The organism is Xanthomonas boreopolis (assembly GCF_046529185.1).
Taxonomy (GTDB): Bacteria; Pseudomonadota; Gammaproteobacteria; order Xanthomonadales; family Xanthomonadaceae; genus Pseudomonas_S; species Pseudomonas_S boreopolis.
In genome coordinates, this window is record NZ_CP097162.1 from 1,891,559 (window position 1) to 1,911,349 (window position 19,791).

Here is a 19,791-nt window from a genome sequence, read left to right on the forward strand (position 1 = left end):
GCGCATCCGTGCGCGGACTTTTAAAACGGAAGAACATGGCATGAAATTGTTCCCGCTCCACCTCATCCCGAACGACACCAAGATCGACTTCATGCGCCACCGCAAGCCGGTGCTGGTGCTGATGCTGGTGCTGCTGGCGGCGTCGATCGCGATCATCGGCATGAAGGGCTTCAACTACGCGCTGGAGTTCACCGGCGGTACCGTGGTGCGCACCCACTTCGACAAGCCGGTCGACGTCGACGCCGTCCGCGAGAAGCTGGCCGCGGCCGGCTTCGAGGGCGCGCAGGCGCAGAGCGTCGGCGGCGGCAACGACGTGATGGTCCGCCTGCAGCCGCACGGCGAGCACAACAACGCCGACGACGCCTCGCGCCAGGTCGCCGAGCAGGTCCGCCAGGCCGTCTCCAGCCCCGACAACCCGGCCACGGTGCAGCCGGGCGAGTTCGTCGGCCCGCAGGTCGGCAAGGACCTGGCGATGAACGGCGTCTATGCGACGATCTTCATGCTGGTGGGCTTCCTGATCTACATCGCGTTCCGCTTCGAGTGGAAGTTCGCGGTGGTGGCGAGCCTGACCGCGTTCTTCGACCTGATCCTGACCATCGCCTACATGTCGCTGCTCGGCCGCGAGTTCGACCTGACCGTGCTGGCCGGCCTGCTGTCGGTGATGGGCTTCGCGATCAACGACATCATCGTGGTGTTCGACCGCGTCCGCGAGAACTTCCGCAGCCTGCGCGTGGAGCCGCTGGAAGTGCTGAACCGCTCGATCAACCAGACCCTGTCGCGCACGATCATCACCGCGGTGATGTTCTTCCTGTCGGCGCTGGCGCTGTACCTGTACGGCGGTTCGTCGATGGAAGGCCTGGCCGAGACCCACATGGTCGGTGCGGTGATCGTGGTGGTGTCCTCGGTGATCGTGGCGGTGCCGCTGCTGTCGATCGGGCCGTTCGCGGTCAGCAAGCAGGACCTGCTGCCGAAGGCCAAGGACGTGGAGGCGCTGGCGCGCCGGCCTTGATCGGCGCTGGCGTTCGGCCGCGCAACGAAACGCGAAAGCCGCGCCCGAAAGGGCGCGGCTTTTTTTCGTGGCAACCGGGGAAGCCTTGCAGGAGGGACTTCAGTCCGACCGGCTTCGCCGGCGTTTGTCCGGCTGGCGGGGCTTTCTCCTCTCGCGCTTGCGAGCCCCATGCGGTGCTCCCGGGCGGGGCATCCGCTGGCTCCGCCGTTGCGAACGAGGACGCGCAACGGCGGAGCCCGGAGGCCAGGGAGCCGGGCGCGCCGCCATGCGGAGAGATCCTCTGCGGCGGCGGGAGCATCATCTGCCCGCCACGGCGCGGCCCTACAGGCTCCAATCGATCCGCATGCCCGCGATCAGCGCGTTCGGCAGGTCGTGCAGGCGCGCGGGTTCGTCGAACTGGTCCGGGTGCACGATGTAGTGCAGGTTCGGCGCGATCCGCAGCTTCGGCGTGACCTGGATGCCGTAGCTCAGTTCCATCATGACCTGGCTGTCGTGCGGGGTGCCGCTGCCGCCGGCCGCGGCACGGGCCAGGCGCTGGTCTTCCAGCGCGATGCCGCTGTACTTCTGCCGTGTCACGACGAAGGCGATGTTGTCCTGCGGGCGACTGGCGAAGGTGCCTTTCTGCACCAGCCCGGCTTGCAGGAACCAGTCTTCGATCAACTGGCCGGAGGTGCCTTTCAGTACCGCGCCGAACACGGTCAGGCCGCGCCCGTCGCCATCGCCGGTGAGCTGCTGCTCGAAGCGCGCGAACGCGCCGGAGCGGCCGTGGCGGCTGGCGTAGTCGAGGCCGCTGAGGCGCGCCGGCATGCCGTTGGCGTCACGCAGCGGATCGTCGTAGCTCGAGTTGTCCTGCCAGCCGCCGATCTCGTACTTGGCCTTCAGCCGGGCCGAGGCGGGGCTGCGCCAGCCGATGGCGTAGGGCACGATCCAGCCGGTGGCCTGGTTCGTGCTCCACTTCAGGCCGTGCTGGCCGTCCTCGGCCTGGCTGGGGTCGACCTGGTAGGCGCCGACATGCACGTAGACGTCCGGCGTGACCCAGGCGGTGGCGTCCGCCATCCAGCTCGACACCGGCCACCAGGTGAAGTTGCTGGTGCGGAACACGTAGGTCGGGTTGCCGCACGCGGAATTGCCCTGGAAGTACTGGCACAGCTCCGAGCCGAGGAAGTGGATGTTGGCGACGCTGCGTCCGGCCTCCAGCACCAATCGCTCGCCGAACAGTTTCTGCTCCAGCGTCAGGTTGGCCAGGCGCGTGCCCTGGCCGCCGTAGATCTCCTGTACCGAAGTGCTGTTGCCGGTGCTGCTCCTGGCCAGGTTGGTGCCATGGCGGTTGATGCCGTAGGCCTTGAGCGTGGCGCCGCGCCAGCCGAAGGCGGCATCGAGGTCGACGTCGGCGCCGAACATCAGCTGGCCGGCATAGGCGCTGCCGCTCTTCTTGCCGCCGTCGAGCGTGGCCGCCGCTTCGCCGGTGTAGGAAAGCTTGGGAGTGAAGACGTCGTCCGCATGGGCCAGCGGCGCGAGCGCCCATGCGGTCGCGATCGCCAGCAGGCGCGGGGTGGAAGGGATGGGCATGGCGGGAGACTCCAGGGTGGGGCGGTGGTCGGGCGCTTGGTCGATGCGGGAGGCCTCGTTCCCGCGTGGGCGGAGATCCGGCGGCTGGCTGGAATCGGGCGCGGGTCGCCGGATCCCCGCTTGCACGGGGACGGAGGCGGGCGCTGCCTCGGCCGGGAGGGGCCGGGAATGTCAGGTCGAGTTCGCGATGGGCTTCTTCAGCACGCGCAAGGCGACGGCGGTGACGGCGACGCCGGCCAGCAGCGCCAGCAGGTAGATGCCCAGGTGCGTGACCGCGTTCGGGATCGGCAGCACGAACACGCCGCCGTGCGGCACCTTGAGCTCGACGCCCGCCGCCATCGAGATCGCGCCGGCGACCGCGGAGCCGAGCACCAGCGCAGGGATCGTGCGCAGCGGATCGCGCGCGGCGTAGGGGATCGCGCCTTCGGTCACGAACGCCAGCCCGAGCACGCCGGCGGCACCGGCGGTGCCGCGTTCCTCGCGGGTGAAGCGGTTGCGGAACAGCCAGGTCGCCAGCGCGATGCCCAACGGCGGGGTCATGCCGCCGATCATCGTCGCCGCCATCGGCGTGTAGACCTGGCTGGAGATCAGTGCGGTGGAGAACGCATAGGAGGCCTTGTTGACCGGCCCGCCCATGTCCACCGCCATCATCCCGCCCAGCAGCAGGCCGAGCAGGATCGCGCTGCTGCCCTGCATGCCGCGCAGCCAGCCGGTCAGCCAGGCCAGCAGTTCGGCCACCGGCGTGCCGATCACGTACATCATCAGCAGGCCGACCAGCAGCGTGCCGAGCACCGGCAGGATCAGTACCGGCTTGAGGCCCTCCAGGCTGCGCGGCAGGCGCAGCGTGCGGTTGATCCAGTGCACGCCGTAGCCGGCGATGAAGCCGGCCAGGATGCCGCCGATGAAGCCGGCGCCCATGTTGGCCGCGACCAACCCGCCGATCATGCCCGGCGCGATGCCGGGGCGGTCGGCGATGGAGTAGGCGATGTAGCCGGCCAGCGCCGGCACCATCAGGGTGAAGCCGGCCTTGGCGCCGATCTGGAACAGCGACCAGGCCAGCGTGCCCTTGTGCGCGTCGTCGAAGGCGTAGATGCCGCCGAGCGCGAACGCCAGCGCGATCAGCAGGCCGCCGGCGGTGACGAACGGCAGCATGAACGACACGCCGGTCATCAGGTGCTTGTACGGGCCGGCGGCCTGGGTCTTCTCGGGGGCAGCCTTGGCGCCTGCGGCGCCGGCATGCACGCTGGCCTCGGCCAGCGCCTTGCGGATCAGGTTCTGGCCGTCGTTGATCGCCGGCTTGGTGCCGCTGCGGTACAGGCGCTTGCCGGCGAAGCGCGACAGGTCCACCTCGCGATCGGCGGCGACCAGCACCAGGTCGGCGTCGCGGATCTCGGCCTCGCTCAGCGCATCCTGCGCGCCGACCGAACCCTGGGTCTCGACCCGGATCGCATGGCCCAGCGCCTGCGCGGCCTGCTGCAATCCTTCGGCGGCCATGAAGGTGTGCGCGATGCCGGTCGGGCAGGAGGTGACCGCGACGATGCGCTTGCCCGCGGCCGGTACCGTGGCGGCGGACGCGAGCGGCGCCAGCGCGGCGGCCGGATCGTCCAGCACCGCGCCCAGGCCGGCGCGGACGAGCGCGGCGTCGCCGAAGCGCGCGAGGTCCGCGTCGCCATCGCCGACCACCAGCACCTGTGCGGCGGCGCGCGCCTGCGCGTCCGCAAGCGCGCCGGTCACGCCGTGGTCGCTGCGGATCTCGATGGCCAGCTCGAGCCCGCGCTGGCGCGCGGCGCGGCGCAGCGCTTCGGCGGCGAGGACCGCCTCGATGCCGCGTTCGCCGGCGGCGATGACCACGATGGAAGCTTGCATGGATGACTCCTGGGATTCTCTTGTTCTGCTCTTGCGCTTGTCTTGCCCTTGTGGGAGCGGCTTCAGCCGCGATGGGCTTTACCGGTAAAGCCCATCGCGGCTGAAGCCGCTCCCACGGATGTTTTCACTGCGGCTCGATCAACACTTCGCCGGCCCACGCACGTACCTGCGCCGGGTCCACCCGGCGCGCATCGCCGCTTTCCAGCCGGCTCATCGAGAAAGCGGTCGCCAGCCGCGCGCAGGCCTGCAGGTCGAACGCGGGCTCGAGCAGCGCCGCGGCGATGCCGGCGACCATCGCGTCGCCCGCGCCGACCGTGCTGCCCGCGGCAAGCCGCGGCGGGCGCGCGATCGCCGCGCCGTCGCGATCGACGAACAGCGCGCCTTCGGCCCCCATCGAAATCGCCACCAGCGCGATGCCGCGCTCGACCAGGGCACGGGCGGCATCCAGCCATGCCGCGCGGTCGGGCAGCGACGTGCCGGCCAAGGCTTCCAGTTCGTGCCGATTGGGCTTGATCGCATAGGGCAGGGCGCCGCCGGCTGCGTCCAGCGCGCTGGCGAGCGCATCGCCGCTGGTGTCCAGCAGCACGCGCGCGCCGGCCTGGGCGGCGCGCGCCTGCAACCGGGCCCACGCATCGGCCGGTAGGCCGGACGGCAGGCTGCCGGACAGCACCACCGGCATGCCAGGCGCCAGCAGCGCGTCCAACCGCTCGCGCACCGCGTCCAGTTCGCCGTCGCCCAGCACCAGGCCGGGCAGGTTGACGTCGGTGGTCTCGCCGCCGGCGTCGTCGACGAGCTTGATATTGGTGCGGGTCTGGCCCGGCACGCGCAGGCAGCCGTCGGCGATGCCGCGCTGGGCGAACAGCGCGCGGAATGCGCCGTCGTTGTCGGCGCCGAGCACGCCCAGCGCGGCGGTGGGGATGCCCCAGTCGGCCAGGCAGGCGGCGACGTTGACGCCCTTGCCGCCGGCGTCGTCGCGCGCGCTGCGGGCGCGGTGCACGTGGCCGGGGTGCAGCCGGTCCAGCCGCACGGTCTGGTCGATCGCCGGATTGAGGGTGACGGTGACCGCGCGCGCGCTCATGCGGTGCCTCCCTCGAGCGCGCGCACCTGCTCGGCGGTCTCGCAATCCAGGGCCTTGCCGGCCAGCGCCTGCAGGTCGGCGAGCGCCGCGCCGCGCAGGCGCGCCTTCACCGCCGGGATGTCGTTCGGCGTCATCGACAGTTCGTCCACGCCCAGGCCCGCCAGCAGCGCCGCGCCGAACGGATCGCCGGCCAGGCCGCCGCAGACGCCGACCCAGCGGCCATGCGCGCGCGCGCCTTCCACGGTGGCGCGGATCGCGCGCAGCACCGCCGGGTGCAGGCTGTCGGCTTCCGCCGCCAGCTCCGGGTTCTGGCGGTCGATCGCCAGCACGTACTGGGTCAGGTCGTTGGTGCCGATCGAGAAGAAGTCGGCGTGGCGCGCGAGCACGTCGGCCTGCGCGGCGGCGGCCGGCACCTCGATCATGATGCCGACCGGCACCTGCGGGGCGTCGAGCCCGGCGCGGATGCGCTCGCAGATGCCGCGCAGCGCGACGAGTTCCGGCACCGAGGTGATCATCGGGAACATGATCGACAGCCGCGCGCCGTCCTTCGCCGCGCGATACAGCGCGCGCAGCTGCGGCTCCAGCAGGTCGGGCCGGCGCAGCAGCAGGCGGGCGCCGCGCACGCCGAGGAACGGGTTTTCCTCGCGCGGCAGCTCCAGGTGCGCGACCTGCTTGTCGCCGCCGATGTCGAGCGCGCGCACGATCAGCGGGCGGCCGTCCAGCGCCTGCGCCATCGCGCGGTAGGTCTGGTATTGCTCGTCCTCGCCCGGCGTGCTGCCGCGTTCGAGGAACAGGAACTCGGTGCGCATCAGGCCCACGCCTTCGGCGCCTTGCTCCAGCGCCAGCGGCACCTGGTCGGGCAGGTTGACGTTGGCGCCGATGTCGACGCGGTGGCCGTCGGTGGTCTGCGCCGGCTGCGCGCGCTGGGCCGCCTCGCGCTCGCGGACCTGTTGCTGTGCGGCGATCCACGCGCGTGCGGAGGCGAGGTCGGTTTCGGTCGGCGACAGGTACAGGCGGCCGCTGTTGCCGTCGATGATCGCGGGCGTGCCGTTGGCGATCGCGAGCAGTTCGCCGCCGCCCGCGACCAGCGCCGGCAGGCCGAGCGTGCGCGAGAGGATCGCGGTGTGCGAGGTCGGCCCGCCCTGCGCGGTGGCCAGGCCGAGCACGCGGTCCGTGTCGAGGTTGGCGGTGTCGGACGGCGACAGGTCGGTGGCCAGCAGGATGCAAGGGTGTTCCGGCAGGTCGGCCAGTCCGCCGCCGGCCGCGGCCGGGTCGAGTTGGCCCAGTACGCGGCGGCCGACGTCGCGCAGGTCGGCCGCGCGCCCGGCCAGCACCGGATTGCCCAGTGCGGCCAGCCCGGAGGCGATCTGCTCGACCGCCTGGTGCCAGGACCAGGCCACGCCGTGGCCTTCGACCATCAGTTGGCAGGTGCGGGTGATCAGGTCGGTGTCGTTGAGCAGTTCGGCCTGGGCCTTGAAGATCGCCGCGTCGGACGCGCCGAGCCGGCGCTGGGTGTCGTCCTGCAGGGCGGCCAGTTGCTGGCGGGTACGGTCGAGCGCGTCCTGCAGGCGCGCGCCGCCCTCGCCAAGCGGTTGCGGCCGGTCGGCAATCTCGGCGTTCGTGCCGGCGAGCACGTGCACGGGGCCGATCGCCAGGCCCGGGCTGGCGCCGATGCCGACGATCGCCGGCTGCGCCTCGGGCGGGTGCCAACCGGCGACCGGGGCGGCCTTGCGCTGGGCGGCGCGCTCCGCGTCGGCCTGCTCCTGCGCGACCAGGCCATCCATGACCTTGCGCAGGGCGGCCAGCAGCGCCGGCGCATCGGCGCCCTCGGCCGAGACCACGACCGGGTCGCCATGGCGCAGTCCCAGTTGCAGCAGCGCCACCAGGCTCTTGGCGTCGGCGGCCTGGTCGCCGGCGCGCACCTGTACGCGTGCGGAGAAGCCGCGTGCGGTCTCGGCCCAGCGCGTGGCGGGGCGGGCGTGCAGGCCGCTGGGGTAGGCGACGGTCCACTCGAAGCACTCGGCGAGGTCCGTCGCCGGCGCCGCGGCCGCCGCGGGAGCGGCATCGCCGGACAACGCCGCGACGATCTCGCCCGCGTCCGTGGTGGCGAACAGGCGCTGCAGCGTCGCATCGTCCTGGATCAACCGGGTGAGGCGGCGCAGCAGCGTGATGTGGGTGTCCGACTGGGCCGCGATGCCCACCACCAGCCGGGTGGTCTGGCCGGGGTTCCATTCCACGCCCTCCGGCAGCTGCAGCACCGCGATGCCGTCGCGGTGCACTAGGTGGCGGTCCTCGCCCAGGCCGTGCGGAATGGCCACGCCGTGGCCGAGGAAGGTGTTCGCCAGTTGCTCGCGCCGGCCCATGCTGGCCTCGTAGCCGGGCGCGACGCAGCCGGCGGCGACCAGCATCTGCGCGGCCTGGGCGATGGCATCGGCCTTGTCGCGGGCGCGTGCGGCGAGGCGGACCAGTTCCCGGCTGACGGGTTCGGAGGAGGGCAGGGACGGCACGGACGGACTCCAAGCGTATTCGTGCGGTGTATTGGGAACGTTCCCAATCGAGAATTCAATGTGCAGTGCACAAAATGCCATTGGTTATTTGGCGTTAGCATGCCGGTGGCCGGCATTTCGGCCGGGATGTGGGATATTTTCCGGGAACGTTTCCAGTGAGCATCAGCATCAACGACGTGGCCCGCGTGGCCGGCGTCTCCAAGTCCACGGTCTCGCGCGTGATCGGCGGCGGGCCGGTCAGCGAGGAAGTGCGCGCCCGGGTCGAGGCGGCGATCCGCCAGACCGGCTATCGCCTCAACCTGCAGGCGCGGCGGTTGCGTTCGCGCCAGAGCGGCATCGTCGGGCTGATCGTGGCCGACATCCGCAATCCGTTCTTCACCGCGCTGATCCGGGCGGTGGAGGAGGTGGCCTACCGCGAGGGCCTGCGCGTCACCTTGTGCAATACCGACGAGGATCCCGAGCGCGAGGCGCTCTACCTGCAGCTGATGCAGGAGGAGCGGATCAGCGGGCTGATCTTCGCGCCGACCCGGACCACGGTCGGGCGCCTGGACCGGCTGCCGCTGGACTATCCGACCGTACTGGTGGACCGCGCCGCGCCCGGCGGCCCGCACGACAGCGTGGTGCTCGACAACCCGGCCGCGATGGCCGGGCTGGTCGAGCACCTGGTCGAACGCGGCTATCGCCGCATCGGCGGGCTGTTCGGCAGTACCAGCACCACCGCCGCCGAGCGCCGCGACGGCTACCTGGCGGCGATGCGCACGCACGGGCTGGAGCCGGACTACCGGGAAATCGAGCCGACCGCCGAGGCGGCCATCGCCACGACCGGAAGGTGGCTGGCCGATCCGGCGCGTCCGGAGGCGATCGTCGCCAGCAACAGCCTGCTGCTGATGGGCGCGCTGAAGGCGGTACGCGCCGCGGGACTGGCGATCCCGCGCGAACTGGCGCTGGCGGGTTTCGACAACGAGCGCTGGACCGACCTGGTCGAGCCGGGCATCACCGTGGTCGAGCAGCCGGTCGAGGACATGGGGCGGGCCGCGATGTCGTTGTTGCTGGAACGCATGCGCACGCCGCAGTTGCCGGTGCGCCGGCTGGTGATGACCGGCCGCTGCGTGGTGCGCGGGTCGACCGCGTCGCGCTGAACGCGCCGGCCGCATGGCGCTGGTTTCCGGCCACATGGCGCCGGTTTTTGTGGGAGCGGCTTCAGCCGCGATGAGGCTTCACCGATAAAGCCTCATCGCGGCTGAAGCCGCTCCCACAGAGGCCGCTCCCGCGCACCCTCCATCTTCGCGGCGGCGCCGAAACCGGCGCCGCAAACAAGAAGCCCCGGCATGGCCGGGGCTTCTTGCGCGCGCGGAGCGGACGGATCAGCGATCCGGCCGCGCCTCGGCGGCTTCCTTGCGGGCTTCGATGAACTCCTTCGATTGCTCGTCCAGCTTGTCGCCCAGCATGCGCCGCACCGTCACGAAGAACAGCGGGATGAAGATCACGCCGAGCACGGTGGCGAACAGCATGCCGCCGATCACGCCGGTACCGATCGAGTGGCGCGCGTTGGCGCCGGCACCGGTGGAGATCGCCAGCGGCAGCACGCCCAGGATGAACGCGAACGAGGTCATCAGGATCGGGCGGAAGCGCAGGTGCGCCGCCTCGATCGCCGCCTCGCGCAGGGTCTTGCCCGCCGCACGCTGCTCGACCGCGAACTCCACGATCAGGATCGCGTTCTTGGCCGCCAGGCCGATCACCGTGATCATGCCGATCTTGAAGTACAGGTCGTTCGGCAGGCCGCGCAGCAGCGAGAACGCCACCGCGCCGAGCACGCCGATCGGCACCACCAGCAGCACCGCGACCGGGATCGACCAGCTCTCGTACAGCGCCGCCAGGCAGAGGAACACCACCACCACCGACAGCACCAGCAGCAGCGTGGCCGCGTTGCCGGCGATGATTTCCTGGTAGGACATGCCGCTCCAGTCGAAGCCGAAGCCCGGCGGCAGGTCGTTGGTGACGATGTCCTCCATCGCCTGCATCGCCTGGCCGGAGCTGCGCCCCGGCGCGGCGTTGCCGACGATGTTGACCGCCGAGTAGCCGTTGTAGCGGGTCAGCGAGGGCGAGGCGTAGATCCACTCGGCCTTGACCACGTTGCTCAGCGGGATCATCGACGCCTGGCCGTCGGCATCGGTGGCGGAGCTGCTGGGCACGTAGAAGCTGCGCAGCGATTCCGGCCCGGTGCGGTAGGCCTCGTCGGCGCGCACGTTCACGCGCTTGATGCGGCCTTCGTAGAAGAAGTCGTTGACGTACGTCGGCGCCAGCATCAGCTGGATGGCGCTGTAGATGTCGCTGACCGAAAGGCCCATCGCCTGCGCGGCGACGCGATCGACGTGCAGTTGCAGCTGCGGCGAGTTCTCCAGGCCGTTCGGGCGCACGCCCACCAGCGTGTCCTGCCGCTGCGCGGCCTGGCCGAGCAGGATGTTGCGCGCCTGGGTCAACGCGTCATGCCCTGCGCCGGAACGGTCCTGCAGCCACATGTCGAAGCCGCCGAACTGGCCCAGGCCCTGCACGGTCGGCAGGTTGACCGCGAAGATCTGCGCGCCCTTGATCCCGTAGAACATCCCGTTCAACTGCTGGATGAGCTGCTCGGCGGTGATCTTGCGCTCGTCCCAGGGCTTGAGCCGGATGAACGCCATGCCGACGTTCTCGCCGGAGCCCAGGAAGCTGAAGCCGGCCACCTGCAGCATGCCTTCCACCGCGTCCTGCTGCTGCAGGATGCCGCGCATCTGCGCGAACACCTCGTTGGTGCGGGTCTTGGTCGCGCCCGGCGGCAACTGCACGATCGCCAGCGCGAAGCCCTGGTCTTCCTCGGGCAGGAAGCTGCCGGGCATGCGCGTGAACAGGAAGCCGCACAGCGCCACCAGCACCACGAACAGCACCATCCAGCGCGGCGCGCGGTTGAGCGTGTTGCCCACCACCCGCACGTAGCGGTTGGACACCTTGTCGTAGTACTTGTCGAAGGTGCGGAACACCCAGTTCTTCTTCTGGCCGTGCGTGGACTTGAGGAAGGCCGCGCACAGCGCCGGGGTGAAGCTCAGCGCCAGGAACGCCGAGAACGCCATCGACATCGCGATCGTCAGCGCGAACTGCTTGTAGATCGCGCCGGCCGCGCCGGGCTGCATCGCCGAGGGGATGAACACCGCCGCCAGCACCACGGTGATCGCCACCACCGCGCCGGTGATCTGCGTCATCGCCTTGACCGTGGCGGCCCGCGGCGACAGGTGCTCCTCGGTCATGATGCGCTCGACGTTCTCGATCACCACGATCGCGTCGTCGACCACGATGCCGATCGCCAGCACCATCGCGAACAGGGTCAGCTGGTTGATGGTGAAGCCGATCACCCACATGCCCAGGAAGGTGCCGAGCAGCGCCACCGGGATCACCAGGGTCGGGATGATGGTGGCGCGGAAGTTCTGCAGGAACACCAGCATCACCAGGAACACCAGCACGATGGCCTCGGCCAGGGTCTTGACCACTTCCTCGATCGAGATCTTCACGAACGAGGTGCTGTCGTAGGGCACGAACCAGCTCACGCCCTGCGGGAAGCTGGCCTGCAGCTCGTTCATCTTGGCCTCGACGGCCGCGGCCACGTTCAGCGCGTTGGCCCCCGGCAGCAGCTGGATCGCGAACGCGCCCATGGGCTGGCCGTTGTACTGCGTGTCAACGCCGTAGCTGTTCGCGCCCAGCGAGACGCGGCCGACGTCCTTCAGGCGCACGGTGGCGCCGTTGGCGTCGCTGCGCAGGATGATGTTCTCGAACTCCTCGGGCGAGGAGAACCGGCCTTCGGCCGAGACGGTCGCGGTGAAGCCCTGGCCGTCGGGTGCCGGGTCGGCGCCGACCGAGCCGGCGGCGAACTGCACGTTCTGGGCGCCGATGGCGCTGTAGACCTGGCTGGCCGACAGGTGGTAGCCCTGCAGCTTCTCCGGGTTGAGCCAGATGTTCATGGCGTACTCGGCGCCGAACTGCTGGGTGCTGCCCACGCCGGGCACGCGCGATATCTGCTCAAGCACGCGCGCGCCGACGATGTCGTTGAGGTCGTCGCGCGTGATCGAGGGATTGTCCGAGCGCAGGCCGACCACCATCAGGAAGCCGGCATTGGCCTTGGCCACCACCACGCCCTGCTGGGTGACCTCGGTCGGCAGGCGCGGCGTGGCCAGCGAGACCTTGTTCTGCACCTGCACCTGGGCGATGTCCGGGTTGGTGCCGGTCTCGAAGGTCAGCGTGATCGAGGCCTGGCCGTTGGAGGACGAGGACGAGTTGAAGTACAGCAGGTGGTCGATGCCGGTCAGCTGCTGCTCGATCACCTGGGTGACCGACTTCTCGGTGGTCTCGGCGCTGGCGCCGGGGTAGGTCGCGGTGACGGTGACCTGCGGCGGCGCGATCGAGGGGTACGACTCGACGCCGAGGTTGAGGATCGCGATCACGCCGCTGAGCGAGATCAGGATCGCCACCACCCAGGCGAAGACCGGATGGTCGATGAAGAATTTTGGCATGGCGGGATCCTGTTACTTCTTCTCGGACGGAGCGGCGGCCTGGCCCTGGCCCTGCTGGCCCTGGCCTGGCTGGCCTTGGCCGGGAGCCTGGCCGTTCTGGCCGCCCTTGGCGTTCGGGTTGTACGGCACCGCCTTGGCGGGCTGTCCTTCCTTGGCCTTCTGCAGGCCTTCGACGATGACCTGGTCGCCGGTGGCGAGGCCGCCGGTCACCACCCACTGGCCCTGCTGCTGGCTGTCGATGGTCACGTTCTTGCGCGCGACCTTGCCGTCCTTGCCGACCACCAGCGCATAGGCGCCGGCCGCATCGCGCTGGATCGCCGCCTGCGGGACCAGGTAGGCGTTGTTGCGCTGGCCCAGGTTGGCCTTGAACGATACGAACGCGCCCGGCAGCAGCGCATGCTCGGGGTTGGGCAGCGTCGCGCGCAGCGACACCGAGCCGGTGCTCGGGTCGACCGTGACCGAGGAGAAGTCCAGCGTGCCGCTGTGCGGATAGGTGCTGCCGTCGCCGAGCAGGACGTCGATGGTGGACTTGCCGTCGCCGCTCAGCTGCAGGCTGCCCTGGTTCTGCGCGGCGCGCAGCTGCGACAGCTCCTCGCTGTTCATCGAGAAATTGACGTACAGCGGGTCGATCTGGTCGATGGTGGTCAGCAAGGTCACGTCGCCCTGGCCGACCAGCGCGCCCTCGGTGACCTGCTGCTTGCCGGCGCGGCCCCCGATCGGCGCGGTGACGCTGGCGTAGCCGAGGTTGATGCGGGCTGTCTGCACCGCGGCGCGGGCCTGCTGCACGGCCGCGGACGAGCTGCGCTCGGTCGCCTCGGCGGCATCCAGGTCGGACTGCGAGACGTACTGCTGCGGGATCAGGCGGCGGGCACGGTCGGCGGCGGCCTTGGCGTTGAAGTAGGTCGCCTCGGCCGAGGCCAGCTCGCCCTGCGCCTGCGACAGCGAGGCCTGCAGCGGCGCCGGGTCGATCTGGAACAGCACCTGGCCTTCCTTGACGTCGGTGCCTTCGGTGTACAGGCGCTTCTGCAGGACGCCCGCCACGCGGGCGCGCACGTCGGCCGAGCGGTAGGCGGACAGGCGGCCCACCAGCTCGCGCTGCAGCGGCAGGGTCTGCGGCTGGGCGTTGACCACGCTGACCTCCGGCGGGGGCGGCATCTGCTGTTCCTGCTTGCCGCAGGCGGCGACGGCCGCCGAGATGGCGCAGGCCAGGGCTAGGGTGCGGAGCGGGGCAATCATCGGGAGAAACTCCGTTTACAGGTTTGAATGGGGAAAATCGCTGGCGGAGAAGGTGCGCAGGAAGCTGTCTACCGCGAATTCAGCCCATCGCTGCCGCTCCCTGGCGGTAGCGCGATGGGGCATGTGGAAACGCCGGCGTTCGAAATCCAGGCCGACGATCATGCCGAGAAGTAGCTCGGCCATGAAGTGCGGATCGTCATGACTGCTCAACTGGCCGCGGTCCATGGCCGCCCGCAGCCAGTCGGCCAGGCGGTGCTGCAGCCCGGCCACGCCGTCGCGGTAGATCCGCCGGGCCTGTTCCGGGAAACGGGACGATTCCGCCTCGATCAGCTGGCTGATGCGGATCGTCTCGGGGCGGTTGAGCTGGTCCAGGTGCTCCCGGGCGAAGGCCAGCAGGCCGGCGCGCAGGTCGGGGCCGTCGGCGACCAGGTGCGCCGTGATCAGGTCGGTGTACTCCTGCATCACCTGCCGCAGGAGGTTCTGCTTGCTGCCGTAGCGCGCGTACAGGGTCTGCTTGGCGCAGCCGGCGCGTGCCGCCACCGCGTCCATGCTCAGCCGCATGCCCTGTTCGGCCAGCAGCGCGTGGACCGCCTCGCGGACCCGGCGGTCGCGCTCGTCGGAGGGCAGGTGGAGGGCGGTGGAGGCGGTCATCGCGTGGACTATACCGTCCAGTTTAGTTTTTCAGAAGCCCTTGACGCTGCTGGATGTTCGTGCGCCGCGCGGCCGGGCCGGCGGCGGCGGGCCCGGCTTTGCGGATCATGGCGGCAACGAAGCGCGCCGAGTGTGCGAAAACGGCGGCGAACGCCGCGTGAGCCCCGCGTCGACGCGCCCGGCGCCGCTTGAACGCCATCGCAACGCACGGGCGCGTTTGCGCTGTGCAGCAAGGCAGCGTCATGGCGCATCGCTACAATTCTCCGCTTTATATCCTCGGCATCCGCCAGCTTCGTCATGAAACCCAAGAAAGCCGCTTCGAAATCGACCCAAGCTTCTTCCACAAGGACGACCCGCAAGAAAGCCCAGTCGCCGTCCGGTACCGGAACCCAGGCCTTCAGCCTGGAGCCCATCTTCGAAGCGCTGCGCAAGCGCTATCCCGCCTCCAGGCAGGCCGAGGCGCTGGCGTTCGCCGCCGATTTCTACCGGCGCATGCAGGAGGACGAGTATCCGCACCACGGCGCCGAGGAATGGGCCGCGCTGGCGGCGGACACGCTGGAGTTCGCGCGGGCGCGCAAGGCCGAGACGGCCAGCATCCGCGTCTTCAACCCGACCCGCAAGGCCAACGGCTGGGAATCGCCGCACACCGTATTGCAGATCGCCAACGACGACATGCCGTTCCTGGTCGACACGGTCAGCATGACCCTGGCCGAGCTCGGCGTCGGCGTGCACGTGCTCGGCCACCCGGTGCTGCGCTTCACCCGCGACCGCGCCGGCAAGCTCACCGCGATCGGCGAGGGCAAGTCCGAGTCGCTGATGGTGCTGGAGATCGATCGCCAGCCGGCCGACGAGATGAAGCGCATCGAGGACGCCGTGCGCGCCGCGCTGGCCGAGGTGCGCCAGGTGGTCAAGGACTGGAGCGCGATGCGCGAGAAGATGGTCGCGCTGGCCGACGACCTGAGCACGCGCCGGCTGCCGGTCGACGACACCGCCCGCCGCGAGGCGCAGGAGTTCCTGCGCTGGGCCGCGGCGGACCACTTCACCTTCTTCGGCTACCGCGAGTACCGGGTCGAGAAGCAGGGCGGCAGCGAGATGCTGGTGGCCGAGGAGAAGAGCGGGCTGGGCCTGCTGCGCGGCCGCGACAAGTCGCCGGCGCGCCCGGTCGCCACGCTCGCCGCGCACGGCATCAACGCCAGCACCGGCTTCCGCGACGGCGTGATCCTGACCAAGACCAACGCCCGTTCGCGCATCCACCGCAACGGCTACATGGACTACATCGGCGTGCTGGAATTCGACGCCAAGGGCCGCATCGTCGCCGAACAGCGCTTCCTGGGCATGTTCACCTCCGGCGCGTACAACCGCCGCCCGTGGGAGATCCCGCTGGTGCGCCAGCGCTACGAGTACGTGATGGCCAAGTCCGGCCTGTCGCCGACCAGCCACAGCGGCAAGGCCCTGCGCCACATCCTGGAGACCCTGCCGCGCGAGGAGCTGTTCCAGTCCAACGAGGAAGAGCTGTTCGCCACCGCGATGGGCATCCTCGGCCTGCAGGAGCGGGTGCGCAGCCGCCTGTTCCTGCGCCGCGACAAGTACGGCCGCTTCATCTCCACGCTGGTCTACATCCCGCGCGACCGCTTCAACACCGACGTGCGCCTGCGCATCGAGGCGCTGCTGAAGGACGCGCTGCACGGCGAGCACGTCGATTCCAGCGTGGTGCTGGGCGAGTCGCCGCTGGCCCAGTTGCACCTGATCGTGCGGCCGAAGAGCGGCGAGGCGCTGGAGTTCGACACCAGCGACCTGGAGAAGCGCTTGGCGCACCTGCTGCGCAACTGGCAGGACGACCTGCGCGAGACCCTGGTCGCGCGCCACGGCGAGGGCGAGGGCCTGCGCCTGGCCGCGCGCTACGGCCGCGCGCTGCCGGCCGGCTACATCGAGGACTCCTCCGCCGAGGCCGCGGCCACCGACGTCGAGCACCTGGCCTCGCTGGCCGGCCCCGACGACCTGCACCTGAGCCTGCAGGCGGTGCAGCGCCCGAACATGTCCGGGCTGCGCCTGAAGCTGTACCGCCAGCTCGACGACATCCCGCTGTCCGACGCGCTGCCGATGATGGAGAACCTCGGCCTGCGGGTGATCTCCGAGCGCCCCTACCGGCTGCAGGTCGACGACGCGCCGGTCTACATCCAGGACTTCGAGGTCGAGTCCACCGCGGGCGCGATCGACGCCGCGAGCGTGGACGCCGCCTTCGGCGAGGCCTTCTCGCGGGTCTGGCACGGCGATGCCGAGAACGATGCGTTCAACCGCCTGATCCTGGCCGCCGGCCTGCACTGGCGGCAGGTCGCGCTGCTGCGCGGCTACTGCAAGTACCTGCTGCAGACCGGCGTGCCGTTCTCGCAGAGCTACGTGGAGGCCACCTTCGCGCACTATCCGTTGCTGGCGCGGCTGCTGGTCGAGCTGTTCGAAGCCCGCTTCGACCCGGCCACCGGCAACGAGAGCAAGACCCAGATCGCCGAGGGCCAGGCCCGCTTCCGCAGCCAGCTCGAAGCGCTGGCCGGGGGCGACGAGGCCACGCTGAAGGCGCTGGAACCGGTGATCGCCGCCCGCGGCAGCGACCGCCAGGCGCAGATGGACGCCACCCGCGCCGCGTTGCTCAAGTTGATGGACCGCGTCTCCAGCCTCGACGAGGACCGCATCCTGCGCAGCTTCATCGGCGTGATCGACGCGACCCTGCGCACCAGCTACTACCAGACCGGCAAGGACGGCCAGGTCGGCCACTGCATCAGCTTCAAGTTCGACTCGGCGCTGGTCCCCGACCTGCCCAAACCGCGCCCGTACCGCGAGATCTTCGTCTACGGCCCGCGCGTAGAAGGCGTGCACCTGCGCTTCGGCGCGGTCGCGCGCGGCGGCCTGCGCTGGTCGGACCGCCGCGAGGACTTCCGCACCGAGGTGCTGGGCCTGGTCAAGGCGCAGATGGTGAAGAACACCGTGATCGTGCCGGTCGGCGCCAAGGGCGGCTTCTTCGTCAAGCGCCCGCCGGTCGGCGGCGACCGCGATGCGGTGCAGGCCGAGGGCATCGCCTGCTACAAGCTGTTCATCCAGGGCCTGCTCGACATCACCGACAACATCGTCGGCGGAAAGATCGTGCCGCCGCCGCAGGTGGTGCGCCACGACCAGGACGACCCGTACCTGGTGGTCGCCGCCGACAAGGGCACCGCGACCTTCTCCGACATCGCCAACGGCCTGGCGCTGGAACACGGCTTCTGGCTGGGCGACGCGTTCGCCTCGGGCGGTTCGGTCGGCTACGACCACAAGGGCATGGGCATCACCGCGCGCGGCGCCTGGGAATCGGTCAAGCGCCACTTCCGCGCGCTCGGCCGCGATTGCCAGAGCCAGGACTTCACCTGCGTCGGCATCGGCGACATGTCCGGCGACGTGTTCGGCAACGGCATGCTGCTGTCGCGGCACATCCGCCTGGTGGCCGCGTTCGACCACCGCCACATCTTCCTCGACCCCAACCCGGACGCGGCCGCCTCGTTCGCCGAGCGCGAGCGCCTGTTCAAGCTGCCGCGCTCCAGCTGGGCCGACTACGACGCCAAGCTGATCAGCAAGGGCGGCGGCGTCCACGCGCGCACGCTCAAGTCGATCGAGATCACCCCGCAGGTGCGCGAGGCGCTGGGGCTCGACGCCTCGGTCAAGAGCCTGTCGCCCAACGAACTGATGAGCGCCATCCTGAAGGCGCCGGTGGACCTGTTCTGGAACGGCGGCATCGGCACCTACGTCAAGGCGTCGAGCGAGACCCATGCCGACGTCGGCGACCGCGCCAACAACGCGCTGCGCGTCAACGGCGGCGAGCTGCGCTGCAAGATCGTGGGCGAGGGCGGCAACCTGGGCCTGACCCAGCTCGGCCGCATCGAGGCCGCGCAGAACGGCGTGCTGCTCAACACCGACTTCATCGACAACTCGGCCGGCGTGGACACCTCCGACCACGAGGTGAACATCAAGATCCTGCTCAACGACGTGGTGCAGGCCAAGAAGCTGAGCTTCGAGGCGCGCAACAAGCTGCTGGCCTCGATGACCGACGAGGTCGCCGAGCTGGTGCTGTGGGACAACATCCGCCAGAACCAGGCGCTGAGCCTGATGGAGCGGATGAGCGTCAAGCGCCTGGGCTCCAAGCAGCACTTCATCCGCACGCTGGAGAAGCAGGGCCTGCTCGATCGCCAGATCGAGTTCCTGCCGAGCGACGCCGAGCTGTCGGCGCGCAAGGCGCGCGGCCTGGGCCTGACCCGTCCGGAGCTGGCGGTGCTGCTGTCGTACTCCAAGCTGGTCGCGTTCCAGCAGCTGCTGGAATCGGACATCCCCGAGGACCCGTACCTGTCCAAGGAACTGCAGCGCTACTTCCCGCAGCCGCTGCAGAAGAAGTACGCCGACGCGATGGAGCGGCACCGCCTGAAGCGCGAGATCATCGCCACAGCGGTGACCAACACGACGATCAACCGCATGGGTGCGACCTTCCTGATGCGGATGCAGGAGGACACCGGCCGCAGCATCGCCGAGGTGGCCAAGGCCTACACGATCAGCCGCGAGACGCTGGACGCGCGCGCGCTGTGGACCCAGATCGACGCGCTCGACGGCAAGGTGCCCGAGTCGGTGCAGATCGATGCGCTGGAGGTGATCTGGAAGCTGCAGCGCTCGTTCGTGCGCTGGCTGCTGTTCCGCCCGGGCGCGATGCCGGCGATCACCGCGGCGGTGGAGCGCTACCACGGTCCGTTCAACGACATCCGCGTGGCTTCCGGCGTGCTGCCGGACGCGCAGCGCCCGCAGTACGAGGCGCTGGTCCAGCAGTGGCAGGACAAGGGCCTGCCGGCGGCGCTGGCGCAGCAGCTGTCGGAGCTGCAGTTCCTGGAGCCGGCCTTCGACATCATCGAGCTGGCGCGGACCCGCAAGCTCAAGCCGGTGGAAGTGTCGAAGGTGCACTTCCGCCTGGGCGACGCGCTGCGGCTGCCGTGGTTGTTCGAGCAGATCGACGCGCTGGAAGTGAACGGGCGCTGGCATGCGGTGGCGCGGGGCGTGCTGCGCGACGAGCTGGCCGCGCACCATCGCACGCTGGCCGGGCAGGTGCTGTCGATGCCGGGCGGCACGGCCGAGGAAAAGGTGGCGCAGTGGATTTCCCGCGACGACACCAGCCTGCGCTTCACCCTGTCGATGCTGCAGGAGCTGGCCGAGCAGAAGACGCTGGACTACCCGACGGTGTCGGTGGCCGTGCAGCGCCTGGGCCAGTTGGCGGCGCACGGGGTGTAGCGGGCACGGGGTGTAGCCCCGTGGTCGGGCCCGCGTTGCGGGCCCGAC

Annotated in this window: 11 protein-coding genes; 3 read left to right on the plus strand and 8 right to left on the minus strand. The window is 70.2% G+C overall.

Annotated features, from left to right (window positions below; genetic code table 11):
- The first annotated feature begins 40 nt into the window (after positions 1 to 40).
- On the plus strand, positions 41 to 1,009 hold the full coding sequence (gene secF, locus M3M27_RS08315) for a protein translocase subunit SecF (RefSeq protein ID WP_140718722.1): 969 nt from the start codon (positions 41 to 43) through the stop codon (positions 1,007 to 1,009).
- A gap of 321 nt (positions 1,010 to 1,330) precedes the next feature.
- Here secF and M3M27_RS08320 read toward each other — a convergent pair whose 3' ends face one another.
- The 4 genes from M3M27_RS08320 to ptsP all read right to left on the minus strand — a co-directional run bounded on the left by M3M27_RS08320 (position 1,331) and on the right by ptsP (position 8,029).
- Complete coding sequence (locus M3M27_RS08320) at positions 1,331 to 2,578, minus strand: carbohydrate porin (protein ID WP_434027744.1); 1,248 nt, start codon at positions 2,576 to 2,578, stop codon at positions 1,331 to 1,333.
- A 171-nt stretch (positions 2,579 to 2,749) separates the two neighbouring features.
- Positions 2,750 to 4,444, minus strand: coding sequence for a PTS fructose transporter subunit IIC (locus M3M27_RS08325; protein WP_434027745.1), 1,695 nt, complete (start codon positions 4,442 to 4,444; stop codon positions 2,750 to 2,752).
- A 124-nt stretch (positions 4,445 to 4,568) separates the two neighbouring features.
- A complete protein-coding gene (pfkB, locus tag M3M27_RS08330) occupies positions 4,569 to 5,522 on the minus strand; it encodes a 1-phosphofructokinase (protein WP_434027746.1) in 954 nt (317 codons plus the stop codon).
- A complete protein-coding gene (gene ptsP / locus M3M27_RS08335) occupies positions 5,519 to 8,029 on the minus strand; it encodes a phosphoenolpyruvate--protein phosphotransferase (RefSeq protein ID WP_434027747.1) in 2,511 nt (836 codons plus the stop codon). The genes pfkB and ptsP overlap by 4 nt, the downstream gene beginning before the upstream one ends.
- Positions 8,030 to 8,184: 155 nt before the next feature.
- Here ptsP and M3M27_RS08340 point away from each other — a divergent pair, with 155 nt between their 5' ends.
- On the plus strand, positions 8,185 to 9,168 hold the full coding sequence (locus M3M27_RS08340) for a LacI family DNA-binding transcriptional regulator (protein ID WP_434027748.1): 984 nt from the start codon (positions 8,185 to 8,187) through the stop codon (positions 9,166 to 9,168).
- Positions 9,169 to 9,393: 225 nt separating this feature from the next.
- Here the strand turns inward: M3M27_RS08340 and M3M27_RS08345 are convergent, their stop codons facing one another.
- From M3M27_RS08345 to M3M27_RS08360, 4 genes are read right to left on the minus strand one after another with little or no spacing between them, the layout of a single operon-like run.
- Positions 9,394 to 12,564, minus strand: coding sequence for a multidrug efflux RND transporter permease subunit (locus M3M27_RS08345; RefSeq protein WP_434027749.1), 3,171 nt, complete (start codon positions 12,562 to 12,564; stop codon positions 9,394 to 9,396).
- 12 nt (positions 12,565 to 12,576) lie between these two features.
- Positions 12,577 to 13,800 (minus strand): efflux RND transporter periplasmic adaptor subunit, encoded by a 1,224-nt coding sequence (locus M3M27_RS08350; protein ID WP_434027750.1) that lies wholly within the window; start codon positions 13,798 to 13,800, stop codon positions 12,577 to 12,579.
- A 15-nt stretch (positions 13,801 to 13,815) separates the two neighbouring features.
- Complete coding sequence (locus tag M3M27_RS08355) at positions 13,816 to 14,451, minus strand: TetR/AcrR family transcriptional regulator (protein WP_434027751.1); 636 nt, start codon at positions 14,449 to 14,451, stop codon at positions 13,816 to 13,818.
- A 22-nt stretch (positions 14,452 to 14,473) separates the two neighbouring features.
- A complete protein-coding gene (locus tag M3M27_RS08360; protein ID WP_434027752.1) occupies positions 14,474 to 14,650 on the minus strand; it encodes a hypothetical protein in 177 nt (58 codons plus the stop codon).
- A gap of 98 nt (positions 14,651 to 14,748) precedes the next feature.
- Between M3M27_RS08360 and M3M27_RS08365 the strand changes: the two genes are divergently transcribed.
- Positions 14,749 to 19,743 carry an NAD-glutamate dehydrogenase gene (locus M3M27_RS08365; protein ID WP_434027753.1) on the plus strand — a complete coding sequence of 1,665 codons (4,995 nt, stop codon included), beginning with the start codon at positions 14,749 to 14,751 and terminating at the stop codon, positions 19,741 to 19,743.
- Positions 19,744 to 19,791: the final 48 nt, after the last annotated feature.